This is a genomic window from Hwanghaeella sp. (assembly GCF_965227365.1).
Classification (GTDB): domain Bacteria; phylum Pseudomonadota; class Alphaproteobacteria; order UBA8366; family Aestuariispiraceae; genus Hwanghaeella.
Genome location: NZ_OZ245754.1, coordinates 1,560,417 through 1,574,233, shown reverse-complemented (window position 1 = coordinate 1,574,233; position 13,817 = coordinate 1,560,417). Strand labels below are relative to the sequence as shown.

Here is a 13,817-nt window from a genome sequence, read left to right as displayed (position 1 = left end):
TCAACCGTAGTCTAAAATCGTTATGCCGCCGGAAGCTCTAAGCCGCCATCAGCGCCGGCTTGGCCGAGAAACCGGCGGCCTGTTCCAGCACGCCCGCCGCCCGCAGCACGGTTTCCTCGCCGAAGGCGGGGCCGATCAGCTGCAGACCCAGCGGCAGACCGTCCTTGTCGACGCCCGCCGGCACCGAGATGCCCGGCAGACCGGCCAGCGAGGCCGGCACGGTGAAGACGTCGTTCAGATACATCGCCACCGGGTCGTCGAACTTGTCGTCCATGCCGAAGGCGGCCGACGGCGTCGTCGGCGTCAGCAGCAGGTCGCACTGGCCCCAGGCGGTCTTGAAGTCCTGCGCGATCCGGGTGCGGACCTTCTGCGCCTTCAGGTAATAGGCGTCATAGTAACCGGCGGAGAGGACATAGGTGCCGATCAGCACGCGGCGCTTCACTTCCGCCCCGAAACCGGCGGCGCGCGTGTTCTCATACATCTCGTTCAGGTCCTTGCCCTCGACCCGCAAGCCGTAGCGCACGCCGTCATACCGCGCGAGGTTGGAGGAAGCCTCCGCCGGCGCGACGATGTAATAGGTCGGCAGGGCGTATTTGGTGTGCGGCAGTGTGACGTCGACCACTTCCGCCCCGGCATCCTTCATCCATTCGATGCCCTGCTTCCACAAAGCCTCGATCTCGCCCGGCATGTTGTCGACACGGTATTCCTGCGGAATGCCAATCTTCATGCCGCGGATATCGCCGGTCAGCGCCTTTTCGTAATCCGGCACGGCGGCCTCGACACTGGTCGAATCCTTCGGATCGAACCCGGCCATGCTGCCCAGCATGATCGCCGCGTCGCGCACCGTGCGGGTCATCGGCCCGGCCTGATCCAGCGAGGAGGCGAAGGCCACGATGCCCCAGCGGGAGCAGCGGCCATAGGTCGGCTTGAACCCGACAAGACCGGCGAAAGCCGCCGGCTGACGGATCGAACCACCGGTATCGGTCCCGGTCGCGGCCAACGCCGCGCGCGCGGCAACCGCCGCCGCCGATCCGCCGGAAGACCCGCCCGGCACCAGCGCCTGGTTCGAGCCCGATTTGGTATAGGGGTTCTTCACCGCGCCGTAATAGCTGGTCAGGTTCGACGAGCCCATGGCGAATTCGTCCAGGTTCGTCTTGCCCAGCATGACTGCGCCCGCATCCCACAGGTTCCGGGAAACGGTCGATTCATAGGTCGGCGTGAAGCCTTCCAGGATATGGCTGCCGGCGGTGGACTGAACGCCTTCGGTGCAGAACAGGTCCTTCATCCCGATCGGTAGGCCTTCCATGGCGCCGGCATTGCCGGCGGCGATCCGTTCGTCGGAGGCCTTGGCCATTTCCCGCGCCTTCTCGGGCGTTTCGGTGATGTAACAGTTCAGATCGCGGGTCTGATCCATCGCCGCCAAATAGGCGTCGGTCAGTTCAACCGCAGTGATTTCCTTGGCGCGCAGCTTGTCGCGGGCCTCGGCGAGCGTGAGGGAAAGCAATTCGGACATCTGGTTCACCCCTTACTCGACAACCTTGGGAACGACATAGAAATGCATTTCGGTCGACGGGCCGTTCTTCAGGACCCGGTCCGGATAATCACCGTCGGTGACCGCATCCTCGCGCAGGCGCAGTTTCAGATCGACGGCGGAGGTCATCGGCTCCACGCCGTCGGTATCCACTTCGCCGAGTTGCTCGACCCAATGGATGATGCCGTTCAATTCGCCGGCCAGGGTTTCCAATTCGTCCTCGTCGACGCGAATGCGCGCCAGATGCGCGACCTTGGCCACGGTTTGCTTGTCGAGCGCCATATCCGCCCCTTCCGTCCCGATGGGATACTGTCCAATGAAATGTCTGCGAAAGCCCCCCACGGAAACCCATGGATCGGGGCGCGCGGAAGCTAACACCCACGCCCCGGCCAAACAAGGTTGCAGGCACCCCGCCGTCCGACGAAATCCCGCCTGTCCCTCCTGACGCCCCCCGCGGCACAAATCCAGTGACAGGCGCGGCCTTGACCCATCCCCGGCCCAGGATCATTACAGTTGAAATCAAGCCGCCGCGGGAGGCGGTTTTCAGTCATTCGTATCGTGAAAGGAGCCGACATGGCGACGCTATTCACCGGGGGTAAGGTATTCGACGGCAAGGGCACCCTGCTGGACGGGCATGGCGTGCTGGCCGAGGGCGGAAAGATCGTCAAACTCGCGCCGGTCGGCGAATTCGACGGTTTTGCGGGCGAGGTGGTGGATACCTCCGGCGGCACCCTGCTTCCCGGGATGGCCGATTGTCATGTCCATCTCTGCTATGACGCGGCGCCCGACCCGAACGCCTCCATGACCAAGAAATCGGTCGGGCAGATCGCCCTGACCGTGCTGTCGAACGCCCAGACCAGCCTGAAATCCGGCATCACCATGCTGCGCGACTGCGGCGGCAAGGATTATATCGAGTTTTCCGTCCGCGACGCGATCCGCCGCGGCGAATTCGTCGGCCCCTCGATCCATGCGGCGGGACGGATGATCTGCATGACCGGCGGCCACGGCAACCGCACCGGCCGCGTCGCCGACGGCTGCGACGAAGTGAAAAAGGCCGTGCGCGAGCAGGTCCATGCGGGCTGCGACCTGATCAAGATCATGGCGACCGGCGGGGTGATGACCCCCGGCGTGAACCCGGAGGACGCCCACTACAGCCCGGAGGAAATGACCGCCGGGGTGCATGAGGCGAAACGCTTCCACAAGCCGACCGCCAGCCACGCCCAGGGCACCGAGGGCATCCTGAACGCGGTACGCGCGGGCATCTCCTCCATCGAGCACGGCATCTTCATGTCCGAGAAATGCTACGAGGAAATGCTGGAAAGCGGCACCTATCTGGTCCCGACCCTGGCCGCGCTTCGCAACATCCTGGAAAACGCCGGCAACGGCATTCCGGATTACGTCATCGAGAAGTCCCTGCGCATCGCCGACATCCACAAGGCGAGCTTCAAGCGCTTCTATGAATTGGGCGGCAAGATCGCCATGGGCACCGATGCGGGCACCCCCTTCAACAAGCATGGGGAGAACCTGCAGGAACTGCGCTACATGGTCGAAGGCGGCATGACGTCGTCCGACGCGCTGATCACCGCCACCAGCAACGCCGCCGACCTGATCGGCCTGCCCGAACAGGGCTCGATCGCCGAGGGCATGCTGGCCGATTTCGTGATCGTAGAGGGCGACCCGGTCGCCGATATCGAAATGGCGGCGGACAAGAAGAACCACCGTGCGGTCTATAAGAACGGCACCCTCGTCGGCGGCGGTTTCACCGCGGCGGGCGGGCTGGCGCTGGCCGCCGAATAGGCCCTCCGATGATCGTTGAGCTGCGCGACATGCCGGACGTCCTGCCGAAAGGGCGCCGGCTGCTCGCGCTCGATCTGGGGGAAAAGACGATCGGCCTGGCGCTGGCCGATCCGGGCCTGACGGTGGCGACGCCACTGGAAACCATCCGCCGGTCCAAATTCACCAAGGACGCGGAGGCGCTGGACAAGGTGATCGCGGAATGGAATGTCGGCGGCCTCGTCCTCGGCCTGCCGGTCAATATGGACGGCACCGAAGGCCCGCGCTGTCAGTCGACACGACAATTCGTGCGGAATCTTGAGAAACGCGGGTTGGACATGCCGGTCGCCTTCTGGGACGAGCGCCTGTCGACCAGCGCGGTCGAACGCTTCCTGATCGACGGCGCCGACATGACCCGCAAACGCCGCGGCGAAGTTGTCGACAAAATGGCCGCCGCCTACATCCTGCAGGGGGCGTTGGAGGCGTTGAGGTAATGCGTGCCCCTCACCTCTGCCGGTCCTGGCTGTTCGTCGAGGGAGCGAATGAGGAGGCGTTGCGCACCGCGCCCGCCTCCGGCGCCGATGTGCTGATCCAGGAATTGGAGGATTTCACCCCGCCCGCCGAACGGCCCCGGGCCCGCGCGCTGGCGGTCGAGACCTATGCCGCCTGGCGCGCCGCCGGCACGGTCGTGGCGGTGCGGGTCAATCCGCTGGCATTGGGCGGGATGGATGATTTAGCCGCCGTGATGAAGGGCGGGCCGGATATCGTCGCCCTGCCCAAAGTCGCCGGGGCCGAACATGTCGTCGAGTTGGAGGAAGCGGTCGCGCGCTTCGAACGGGAATACGGCCTGCTGGAAGGCAGAACCCGTCTGCTGCCGAACATCGAAAGCGCCAAGGGATTGGTGAACCTCCTCTCCATCGCCTCGGCCAGTCCACGGGTCACCGGCTGCCTGATCGCGTCGGAAGACCTGGCGGCGGATCTCGGCGCGGAACGGGGCATGGACGGCGCGGAGCTGGACTATGCCCGGGCGCGCTTCCTGGTCGAATGCCGCGCGGCCGAGGTCGTCGCCGTCGACTGCCCCTTCACCTTCCGCGACGACGAAGGCGCGGCGGCGGAAACCCGATGGGCACGGCGGCGCGGCTATGTCGCCAAAAGCGCGGTCCATCACGCACATGCCAAAATCATCAACGACATCCTGACGCCCTCCGCCGAAGCCGTGGCGCAGGCGCGCAGGATAAAGACCCTTTTCGAGGAAGCCCGCGCCAAGGGCGATGCGCGCGTGGAGGTCGACGGCGCGCTGGTCGAATTGCCGAACTATCTGAACGCCTGCCGGCTGATCGAAAGATACGAGGAATTGCAGTACGCGAGAACCGCAACGGGCTAAGCCCCCCGGGCTGGACCGGGTCTCTACTTGCTCATGTTTTTCAGCAGGCCTTCGAGCGTCTTGCGAACATGGTACATGCGTTCCTCGGACAGCATGGTCCCGAAAGCAATCCGACGTTTGCCGTCGAGGCTGAGCTGCCGGCGCGCCTGCCGGTTGACCCGGAAACTGCTGTCCCCTTCGTTGATCCGCCAGACGTCGCGCCAGGAAAAACGCTTCGTCCAGCCGAACGGACCGACGCCCGTGAAGACCGTGCCGTCGTAACCGTCGGCACGAATTTCGACACGCCCCATCACCCGCATCAGGCAGGCGGAAACCAGAATCACGGTGCCGATCACGAAGGGGATGCCGAACAACCCGGTCACGCCCAGGCCTTTCCCGGACAGCAACGGCACGATGTACAGGTTGCCGATCGAAAAACCGCTCCATACAAGCGTGAACGGTATCAGAAACAAGGCCGACCCGGATCGTGTGGTCGCGGTCAACACGAAACCCTGGGAATTCTTGTCGAAGGAGACGCCTTCCGGACAGTCATGCGGGTCGAAGGGGTCAGCCGCACCGCCGCCATGCACCCCCACGGACGCCGCGAAGACCTCTCCGCAGGCCGCGCATTTCGCGATATCCTTCTCGATATTGATGTCCTGTGCATCGATTTCCTCCCCGCAGGAAATACAATCGAGCCCCATCGGTTCCTCCCCCTCAACCCCACGCGGCACAGCCTGACGGCCTACCTTCTGACGTAAAGCCAAAAGGTACCCTCTACAACCCTGGCACGTGCGGCCGGCCGGAGAGGAAGAAGCGTTCCGCCGCAAAGATCCGATGGGTGCAAAGGCCGCGCTGCTCGGACGATATCGGTGACCTTGCCCCTCACCGCGCGATTTCCGCCCGCCTCACGCCCGTAAGCACGCGCTTATGCGGGCGTTTCTAAGCCCATCGCCAATTCCCGTCAGGCCCGACCGTCGCTAGGTCTTCCCCACCGGCGCCCAGCAGGGTCCGCAATGCACCATCCCCAATGCAGGAGCAACACGCATGTACAAAACCATTCTCGCCACCGCGTTTTTCGCCGCCTTCACCGCCACCTCGGCCCTGGCCATGGACCTTTCGACCGGCACCCAGTTGGGCACGACCATGGAACAGATCCAGGCCAAGCTGACGGAGATGGGCTACGAGGTCCGCAAGGCCGAAATGGAAGACGGTAAGATCGAATTCTATGTCGTGAAGGACGGCAAGATGAGCGAAATCTATGTCAGTCCTGAGACCGGCAAAGTCACCAAGCTGGAAACGAAGTAATCCTGCCATGGCTTCGATCGACACCAATCATGGCGGGCGCCCCGGCGCCCGCCTCACCCCGGAACACCCCTTCCCCGCCCGCACCGTCCCCGTCTGGGACCCGTTGGTGCGACTGATCCACTGGTCGCTGGCGCTCGCCGTCGTGGTCAACAGTCTGTTCACCGACGAGGAAAGCGCGCTGCATGAATGGGTCGGCTATGCCGCCCTCGGCCTCGTCGCCGTGCGTCTTCTCTGGGGCCTGATCGGCACGCGGCAGGCCCGGTTCAGCGCCTTCCCGCCCAGTCCGGTCCGCGCGCTGCGGCATCTTGCGGCCTTGGCCCGCGGCGAGCGGACGGTCCATCTTTCCCACAATCCGATCGGCGCGTTGATGGTCTACAACATCTGGGCGACGGTCGCGGCACTCGGCGTAACCGGCTATATGATGGGCACCGTGACCTTCTTTGGCATGGAATGGGTCGAGGAAGTGCACGAAGCCGCCTTCGGCTGGCTGATGGCATCGGTCGCACTGCATGTGGCGGGTGTATTCTTCGATACCTGGCGGTCCGGCGTGCCGCTGGTCCGGGCCATGGTGGACGGCAGGAAGCGGATACCGGAAGGAGTCCCGATGGAGGGAGAGAGGCGCGAATGATCTCCAGGCTGTTGCCGGTTTTGACACAGGAACGGCGGGCGGCGACGCTCGCCGTCATCATCCTGTTTCAGTCCCTTTGCGCGTTGTTCTTCATCGGTGACGTTATTATCGACCTGCAAGGCGGCGACGGCCGGGTCGAACTGCATCTGGCGATCGAGGCAGCGGTCGCTGTCGCGCTGGTGGCCGGCGTGATCTTCCTGATGGTGGAATTGCGGATCATGCTGCAGCGGGTTGCCTCCATGGAGACGGGCCTGCGCGCCGCGCGCGGGGAGATGGCCGCCCTGGTCGACCATTTCTTCGACCAATGGGCCCTAACGCCGTCGGAACGCGACGTTGCCCTGATGATCCTGAAAGGCGTCGAAAACGAAACCATCGCCGAAATGCGCGGCACCGCCCCCGGCACGGTCCGCGCCCAGAGCGCCAAAATCTACGCCAAGGCCGGCGTCGACGGCCGCGCCCAGTTGTTGAGTGTCTTCCTGGAAGAGCTGTTCGCGCAGGGGATGGATACCGGCGCGTCTATGTCCCCTTCCCCTTGAGATGGTCCAGCGCCTCGGCAAGGGGCATGGGTCGGCCGAAGTAGTATCCCTGAACCTTGGGGCAGCCGAATTCCTGCAGCAATTGCACATGGTCCTCGGTCTCGATCCCCTCGGCGACAAGGTCCAGATCCAATTCGCGGGCAAGATCGATGACCTTGCGCACGATCGCCCGGCGCCGATTGTCGCTTTCCATGCCAAGCACGAAACTGCGGTCGATCTTGATTTGCGTGACCGGCATTTCCTTCAGCCGGACCAGCGAAGAATGCCCGGTGCCGAAATCGTCGATGGACAGGCCCATCCCCATGTCACGGATTGCGTTCAACCGATCGGCGATGGGGAAACTTTCCTCCTCCATCGCGAGCGACTCGGTGATCTCCACAGAAATCGTCTCGGCCGGCCAGCTATGTCCCCCCAGCACATGCCGCAACTGTGTCAGGGTCCGGCCCTCCTCGATCTGCCGGCCCGACACATTGATACTGACATAAGCGTTGGGGATTTGTGTGCGGATAACGTCGATATCGGCGGCAACCTGATCGATCAGCCAGATCCCCATCGGGATGATCATGCCGGACGTCTCGGCAATGGGGATGAATTCGCCGGGCGATACGGGACCGTCATCGCTGTGCCACCGGATCAGCGCCTCGAACCCGGCGGGCTGCATCGTCGCCATCGAGATGATCGGCTGGTAGTGGATCTCGAACTGCTGCTTCTCGATCGCCTGCTGCAGGCCGGATGCAATCTCCCGGCGCCTGACCGCGAGCGTTTCCATTTCCGCATCGAACCGCTTGATCCGCGACGCGGCGGTGACCTTGGCCTGTTTCGTGGCCAGCAACGCCCGCTGGATCACCGATTCCGGGTCCAGGCCCTCGACGACTTCGGAAGCACCATAGGCGCCGCGCAGCGCGACACTGTCGCCGTTCACCACGATCGGCGTTTCGACGACATGATCCAGCTTCGGCGCCAGGTCCGCCAATGGCGGCGTCGTTTCCGTGCCAAAGACGACGGCAAAAACATCCGCATAGAGACGGGCGATCAGGCAACCGGGAAAAGCATTGGTCAACCGGTCGCAGAGTTCCACCAACACGCTATTGCCCGTCGCAATGCCCAATCCGTCATTCACGTTCTGAAAATCGTCGATATCGATCAGCACAACGAAGGAGTATTCCCCGGTATTGTCGCGCATATGCGATAACAAGCCGGTCCGGCTGAACGCGCCGGTCAGCGCATCGCGGTTTGCCATGCGCTGCATTTGCACGAACAGATCTATGTTATCGAAACCGGTGGCGATATTCGTCGTAAAGACCTCAAGCAAATGACGATCCAACTCCTGCAGCGGATTTTCCAGATGCAGCGCGACGACGATATCCGCCGCATCCGCGCGGCCGATGAACAAACCGACATATCGCCCGTGACTTCTGGTCTCCTTCGCGTCCAAGGCCTCGCGCACCACGTCCCTCAACGAGCCGTCTTCCAGACTATCGATCAGAACATGCGCATCATCGGCGGCCCCATTCCCATCGGTGCCGCCCACTCCTTTTCCGGCCCAGGCGAGAACTTCCAATTCTCCCTCGTCGCATCGCCGGCGGACGACGACGATGCCTTCGTCGCTTTTCACGTCGAGCAATCTGTTGATCTGGAGCAGAACGCCTTCGGCGAATTCCCGTAGCGACCGGTTGGACAGTAGATCGGACGAGCCGGAGACGATTTTGGCCAGTCCGGCCTTGCTGGCTTCGATCGTTTCGACCTGCTGAAAGGCACGCAAAGCGGCGGTGATCGACGTGACCAGTCGCGCCGCCGTCAGTTCCGACTTGGTATGATAGTCGTTGATGTCATACCGCTCGATAACGTCCGTTTCCGGCGCGTATCCGGGTTGTCCGGTGCGTAGGATGATCCGCACCGAAGTCATCTCGAACTCGTTCCGGATCCGCTCGACGATATCCAGGCCCGCGGTCGGGGTTTCCATGACCACATCCAGCAGGATAACGGAGACGTTCTGTGACCGGCGCAGCACCTCCAGGGCCTCTTTCGCGTCATAGGCATGCAGGAGTTCCAGTTTGCGGCCCTGGATCACGCGCCGTTTGAGGACCAGTTCCGTCGCCTCATGGACATCCTTGTCATCGTCGACGACAAGAATTCGCCAGTTCCCAACGTCTTCTTCCGCGGTTTCATCGCCCAGCGTGCTGAGAAAATCTTCGTTCATTGTTCCGCCGTCGTCGCATGCGCTGGCGCCTTCAAAGGCAATTCCATGATAATGGCCGTCCCTTCGCCTTCCGCACTTTCAACATCGATCGTCCCACCCAGAATACCCGTAACAATATTATGGACTATCGTCAGCCCCAAACCGCTGCCGCCACTGTTCAGGCGCGTCGTAAAGAACGGTTCGAACATGTTCTTCTGCAGGTCCGGGGATGCGCCGCGCCCGTCGTCCCGAACCTGGATCCGGACCCGTTCGCCAGAGCAGCGTTCCGCGAACACACCGATATTGCCCTCCGCCCCTTCCGGGAAGGCGTGAACCGCAGCATTCTCCACAAGATTGGTGATGACCTGCCCCAGCGGCCCGGGGAAGCTGTTCATCAAGATCTTATCGGGCACATGCAGGGAAACGATATGCTTGTTCCCCTTGAACAGCGGCTGCAACGTCGTGACGACTTCGTCGATCAATTCGGAAACCTCGAAGTCGCGCCGGTTCTCGCTGGTTTGATCGACCGCGACCTGCTTGAAGTTCCGGATCAGTTTCGCGCCGCGTTCCAGGTTCGTGCGGATCAGCTTGCTGGCGCTGCCGACATTTTCCAGGAAGTGATCGAAGCGCTGCCGTGACAGTTTCCCCTCGGCCACAGCCTGCTGCAATTCCTGGACGGTTTCCTCGAGGCTGCTCGACACCGTCAGCGCATTGCCGACCGGCGTATTCACATCATGCGCCACACCCGCAACCAAGCGCCCGAGCGACGCCAGCTTTTCGGATTCCATCAATTCTTCCTGCGCCAGGCGCAGGCGTGTGACGTCGGAACTGGTTCCCCTGTATCCGGCGAATTCCCCCTTCTCGAAAAGCGGGTTTCCGGAAACGACCAAGTGCTGAACGTTACCGTTCACGGTTCTGGTCAAAGGCATGTTTCGGAACGGTTTGTGGCTTTTGAAACTTTCCATCACACGCGCATAGTCTTCCTTCCCGACCTGGGTTCGCGCCATGAAATCGCCAACGGAGGTTCCGATGATTTCCGCCGGGTCGGCCCCGTCGAAAGCTTCGAAACTGTCTGAAATCGACCTGACCCGAAGATCGGCGTCCAATTCCCAGAACCGGTCGGCCGAGGTTTCCGCGATATCGCGATATCTCTCCTCGCTGGACTGCAACTGCCGCGTCCGCTCGGCAACCATCCGTTCGAGATCGGCGTTCAGTTTCTCCAATTCCCGCCGCGCATCCTGTAGATCGGTGATGTCGACAAGCGCGAAGATCCAACCGCCCGAGGGAAGCGGCGCAATGCGGCGTTCGATATGGACCTTGCGGGTCGGCCAGTATTCGCGACCGAAATAGGGCTGATCCTTGTCCAGTTTCGAGACGACGTCGGCATAGACATCTTCCACCGTCTGGTCGCCGAAGGTCTTCTTGACCTCCACTTCATACCGCAGGATGTCCTCCAGCGTTTCCAGCTTCCACATTTCCTCGGTCGTATAGCCGAGCAGTTCCCGATAGGCGTCGTTATGGACGATCTTTCGAAGGTCCTTGTCGTAGATGACGACCGAGAAAGGCAGGGCATGGATCGCACTGCGCAGTTCCTGAAAAGCGTCGTGAACTGATTGCTGCGCTTCCTGCAGGGCCAATTCGGTTCGCTTGCGCGCCGTGACCTCCTGAACGATGCCGAAAATGTTCACGACATTTCCGTCGCCGTCGCATTGCGGTGTTCCCGTCAATGCCCACCAGACGACATCACCATTCGGGTGTATGACGCGCACTTCCGTTCTATAGGGCCTGCCTTCGTCGATCGCTCTCTGCCGTGCGCTGTAGAAGCCATCCACATCATCGGGGTGGATCAGGTTCTTGATCGTCGATGTGGTCAGTTCACGGGGTTCGATACCGGCGATCTCGAACAGGCTGTCGGACCAATGCACCCGATCGACGCCGACATAGGAATAGTAATAGCCCATCCGGCCGATATTCAGCGCCTCACGCAGGCGGTCGCGCTCATCAAGCAGATCGATCTCCATCTGCCGTCGTTCCAGTTCCAGCGCCGCCCGATCGGCGAAACTTTCCGCGATCCGCCGCGTGCTGTCGACATCCGCGATCGGCCGCCGGCTAAGGCAGGCAACGACACCGATCGGCGTTCCGTCGCGCCGCGCCAGGGGAACGCCCAGATACCCCTCGATCCCCCAATCCTTCAGAAGTTCATCGTTCGGATAGGATGCCGCCACGCCTTTCGGCACGCAGACCGTCGATTTGCCGATAACGTCACCGCAGGGCGAAGCGGCAATATTGTAATCGAAACCATGCAGCTTGCGGCCGTCACCGACACCGGAAACGACCTCGATCCGGTCGCCGTCTTCATGCAAGCGGCCGATGAACACGAAGTCGAACTGGGACGATTTTGAAAGACGCTCGGCCAGTTGCAGCAGATAGTCCTCGCCTGTGGACCCGCCGAGTCCTTCCGAGATCGTGTTCAATGCCCTACGGGTGGCGGTTTCCGCGGTTACATCTCGTCCGACCCCCCGATAGCCCAGGAATTCCCCATCTTCCGACAACAGCGGGAAGCCATCCACCGACAGATGGCGGAGTTCGCCGTCCGGCCGTCGCAAATCGTAACGCAGATCCTTGTAGGCTTCCCGCGCGGCGAATTTTTCCAAGGCCCAGGATCGATCGTGCTGGTCTATCGCCAACCAGTGCAGTTCCTCATGCGGCCGGTCAACATACTGATCGGCCGGGTATCCGCCCACTTTCTCGATCGCATCAGAGATATAGGTAAGCCGCCCCTTGGCATTCGTTTCCCAAAGCCACACGCGGCTGAGGTCGGACACCGTGTTGAACCGTTCGACGAGCAGGCGGTTGCCTTCCTCCGCCACATATAGCCGCTGCGCGGTCTTGTCGTTCTCACGGATCTGAAAGGCCCAGGCGATGATTCCGATGCAGAGGACCAGGGTCGCCGCGGCATAGCCGAAATAGAAGATCATCGGGCGGATGAATGTCCCGATCCCCAGGGACTCGACGATGGCATGGCCATAGGCAGTACGGTCGATCGAATCCAAAAGGCTGGCCAGGAAGATCGTGAGCAGTCCGAACAGGACAAGATGGTATCCGCCCTGCCGGAACGAGGGCGCGCCCCGGTTCCAAAGCAGGACCCCCGCGGCCGCGCCGAAAGCCAGGAAACGAAAAACCGCCTGGGTCAGATAGGCCTCGTTGGAAAGCTCCATATCGCACTCTACTCTTTAGGCGAAAAACGCCGTTCGGCTCGAACTAGCCGGAAGGGTCGATCCCGGCATACCCTGTCTCGGTCCCGCCGCATCATGGTCAGGCGGCCATGCCCAAATCGTCCGCAGCCGCCTCCACCCGGTTGCGGCCGGCATTCTTCGCCGCATACAGGGCCTGATCGGCATCCTTGAACAGATTGTGGACATCGGCACCGTCTCGGGACGTTGCGACGCCGATGGAAATCGTCACGTCGATCCGCTGTTCTTGTTCCTCGTCCGCGAAAAAGGCGGCCGTTTCCACCTGTTTGCGAATACGTTCCGCGGCACGGCAGGCGTTGCTGCGGCCGGCGCCGGGCAGCAGGACGACAAACTCCTCACCACCGAAACGGTACAGACCTTCGATATGTGCGAAGCTCAAATCGGACACACGAATGCATTGCCGTATGCAGTCGGCCACGCGGGTCAGCACGACATCGCCGACATCGTGACCGAAACGATCGTTCACCCGCTTGAAGTGATCGATATCGATCAGCAGCAGCGCGAAGCGCATCTGATTGCGCCTGTAGTTCTCCATCAAAGCCGCCACCGCCTCGTCATAGGCGCGCCTGTTGCCGACCCCGGTCAACCTGTCCTGCAGCACCGATTTCCCCAGGACGGACAGGGCGACGGCGAGGCTGGTTCGATAGCGGAAGAAGATCAGTCCGAAAAAGCCGGCAAAGGCGAACAGGATGGCAAGTCCGATGAAGATGACCGGCTCGAACCGGAACAAGGCCGTGGGCAGGAAGGCAAGAAAGGTTGCGGCGAAAAAGATGTGCAGGTCCCGCATCCGGGTCGCCAACGTCGCCCCGGCAAGCAGGGTCACGCTTGTGAAAATTGCTATGTTTTCAAGTGATTCACTGTATTGGTTCGTGACCTGCATCAGGATGAAAAACAACGCCGCGACCCAAATGGCGTATCTGGAAAAGTCGCCCTTTCCCAGTAACGCGACACAATAACCCGCCAGGAGAAGTGTCATGGCAATCCGCACCGCGAGCACCCAGACCGGGATCGACTTCAGCCAATCGAGGCTGAAGGATAATTCGGCGATGCTTAGAAGCAGCCCCGATACGAACAGCTTGAACACATAGGACGCAAAAAGGTCGTCCGAAGGTTTTGCCCCCTCGGCACGCCACGCGTTTTCGACAGGTTGACCGGCGCGAACCATTCCCGTCCCCTCGTCATTCCAACCTTATTTGACCTCCTGCTACATTAGAACAAATCGAATTAAATAAGGATTAACCTGGA

At 61.8% G+C, this 13,817-nt stretch carries 12 protein-coding genes; 6 read left to right on the top strand and 6 right to left on the bottom strand.

Translation table 11 applies throughout. The annotated features are described in order from the left end of the window. Positions 1 to 37: 37 nt before the first annotated feature. The gene (gene gatA, locus ACQK2G_RS06940; RefSeq protein WP_425404298.1) at positions 38 to 1,513 is read right to left on the bottom strand and encodes an Asp-tRNA(Asn)/Glu-tRNA(Gln) amidotransferase subunit GatA; all 1,476 of its coding nucleotides are present in this window, start codon (positions 1,511 to 1,513) and stop codon (positions 38 to 40) included. Positions 1,514 to 1,525: 12 nt separating this feature from the next. Continuing rightward, entirely contained in the window at positions 1,526 to 1,813 is a 288-nt protein-coding gene (gatC, locus tag ACQK2G_RS06935) for an Asp-tRNA(Asn)/Glu-tRNA(Gln) amidotransferase subunit GatC (RefSeq protein ID WP_425404297.1), read from the bottom strand. Positions 1,814 to 2,104: 291 nt separating this feature from the next. Here gatC and ACQK2G_RS06930 point away from each other — a divergent pair, with 291 nt between their 5' ends. From ACQK2G_RS06930 to ACQK2G_RS06920, 3 genes are read left to right on the top strand one after another with little or no spacing between them, the layout of a single operon-like run. After that, positions 2,105 to 3,328 (top strand): amidohydrolase family protein, encoded by a 1,224-nt coding sequence (locus tag ACQK2G_RS06930; protein ID WP_425404296.1) that lies wholly within the window; start codon positions 2,105 to 2,107, stop codon positions 3,326 to 3,328. Positions 3,329 to 3,336: 8 nt separating this feature from the next. Then, positions 3,337 to 3,798, top strand: a complete 462-nt coding sequence (gene ruvX / locus ACQK2G_RS06925) for a Holliday junction resolvase RuvX (RefSeq protein WP_425404295.1) — start codon at positions 3,337 to 3,339, stop codon at positions 3,796 to 3,798. After that, the gene (locus ACQK2G_RS06920; protein ID WP_425404294.1) at positions 3,798 to 4,688 is read left to right on the top strand and encodes an HpcH/HpaI aldolase/citrate lyase family protein; all 891 of its coding nucleotides are present in this window, start codon (positions 3,798 to 3,800) and stop codon (positions 4,686 to 4,688) included. The genes ruvX and ACQK2G_RS06920 overlap by 1 nt, the downstream gene beginning before the upstream one ends. A 23-nt stretch (positions 4,689 to 4,711) precedes the next feature. On the opposite strand, the gene ACQK2G_RS06915 is transcribed toward ACQK2G_RS06920, so the two are convergent. Continuing rightward, complete coding sequence (locus ACQK2G_RS06915; protein WP_425404293.1) at positions 4,712 to 5,371, bottom strand: hypothetical protein; 660 nt, start codon at positions 5,369 to 5,371, stop codon at positions 4,712 to 4,714. Between the two features lie 343 nt (positions 5,372 to 5,714). On the opposite strand from ACQK2G_RS06915, the gene ACQK2G_RS06910 reads away from it, so the two are divergent. From ACQK2G_RS06910 to ACQK2G_RS06900, 3 genes are read left to right on the top strand one after another with little or no spacing between them, the layout of a single operon-like run. Further along, positions 5,715 to 5,975 (top strand): PepSY domain-containing protein, encoded by a 261-nt coding sequence (locus ACQK2G_RS06910; protein ID WP_425404292.1) that lies wholly within the window; start codon positions 5,715 to 5,717, stop codon positions 5,973 to 5,975. A 7-nt stretch (positions 5,976 to 5,982) separates the two neighbouring features. Next, on the top strand, positions 5,983 to 6,603 hold the full coding sequence (locus tag ACQK2G_RS06905; protein WP_425404291.1) for a cytochrome b/b6 domain-containing protein: 621 nt from the start codon (positions 5,983 to 5,985) through the stop codon (positions 6,601 to 6,603). After that, on the top strand, positions 6,600 to 7,139 hold the full coding sequence (locus ACQK2G_RS06900; RefSeq protein ID WP_425404290.1) for a helix-turn-helix transcriptional regulator: 540 nt from the start codon (positions 6,600 to 6,602) through the stop codon (positions 7,137 to 7,139). The genes ACQK2G_RS06905 and ACQK2G_RS06900 overlap by 4 nt, the downstream gene beginning before the upstream one ends. Here ACQK2G_RS06900 and ACQK2G_RS06895 read toward each other — a convergent pair. From ACQK2G_RS06895 to ACQK2G_RS06885, 3 genes are all read right to left on the bottom strand, one after another. Next, complete coding sequence (locus ACQK2G_RS06895) at positions 7,120 to 9,339, bottom strand: two-component system response regulator (RefSeq protein WP_425404289.1); 2,220 nt, start codon at positions 9,337 to 9,339, stop codon at positions 7,120 to 7,122. The two genes, ACQK2G_RS06900 and ACQK2G_RS06895, sit on opposite strands and share 20 nt — an antisense overlap. After that, positions 9,336 to 12,536 (bottom strand): PAS domain S-box protein, encoded by a 3,201-nt coding sequence (locus tag ACQK2G_RS06890; protein WP_425404288.1) that lies wholly within the window; start codon positions 12,534 to 12,536, stop codon positions 9,336 to 9,338. Before ACQK2G_RS06890 ends, ACQK2G_RS06895 begins: the two co-directional genes overlap by 4 nt. A 97-nt stretch (positions 12,537 to 12,633) precedes the next feature. Then, positions 12,634 to 13,737 carry a diguanylate cyclase gene (locus tag ACQK2G_RS06885; protein ID WP_425404287.1) on the bottom strand — a complete coding sequence of 368 codons (1,104 nt, stop codon included), beginning with the start codon at positions 13,735 to 13,737 and terminating at the stop codon, positions 12,634 to 12,636. Between the last annotated feature and the right edge of the window lie 80 nt (positions 13,738 to 13,817).

Excerpts from the sequence above, each read along its gene's own strand:
- ruvX (WP_425404295.1), top strand. The coding sequence starts at position 3,337 with ATGATCGTTGAGCTGCGCGACATGCCGGACGTCCTGCCGAAAGGGCGC.
- ACQK2G_RS06885 (WP_425404287.1), bottom strand. The coding sequence starts at position 13,737 with ATGGTTCGCGCCGGTCAACCTGTCGAAAACGCGTGGCGTGCCGAGGGG.
- ACQK2G_RS06920 (WP_425404294.1), top strand. The coding sequence starts at position 3,798 with ATGCGTGCCCCTCACCTCTGCCGGTCCTGGCTGTTCGTCGAGGGAGCG.
- gatA (WP_425404298.1), bottom strand. The coding sequence starts at position 1,513 with ATGTCCGAATTGCTTTCCCTCACGCTCGCCGAGGCCCGCGACAAGCTG.
- ACQK2G_RS06900 (WP_425404290.1), top strand. The coding sequence starts at position 6,600 with ATGATCTCCAGGCTGTTGCCGGTTTTGACACAGGAACGGCGGGCGGCG.
- ACQK2G_RS06905 (WP_425404291.1), top strand. The coding sequence starts at position 5,983 with ATGGCTTCGATCGACACCAATCATGGCGGGCGCCCCGGCGCCCGCCTC.
- ACQK2G_RS06895 (WP_425404289.1), bottom strand. The coding sequence starts at position 9,339 with ATGAACGAAGATTTTCTCAGCACGCTGGGCGATGAAACCGCGGAAGAA.
- ACQK2G_RS06910 (WP_425404292.1), top strand. The coding sequence starts at position 5,715 with ATGTACAAAACCATTCTCGCCACCGCGTTTTTCGCCGCCTTCACCGCC.
- ACQK2G_RS06890 (WP_425404288.1), bottom strand. The coding sequence starts at position 12,536 with ATGGAGCTTTCCAACGAGGCCTATCTGACCCAGGCGGTTTTTCGTTTC.
- gatC (WP_425404297.1), bottom strand. The coding sequence starts at position 1,813 with ATGGCGCTCGACAAGCAAACCGTGGCCAAGGTCGCGCATCTGGCGCGC.
- ACQK2G_RS06930 (WP_425404296.1), top strand. The coding sequence starts at position 2,105 with ATGGCGACGCTATTCACCGGGGGTAAGGTATTCGACGGCAAGGGCACC.
- ACQK2G_RS06915 (WP_425404293.1), bottom strand. The coding sequence starts at position 5,371 with ATGGGGCTCGATTGTATTTCCTGCGGGGAGGAAATCGATGCACAGGAC.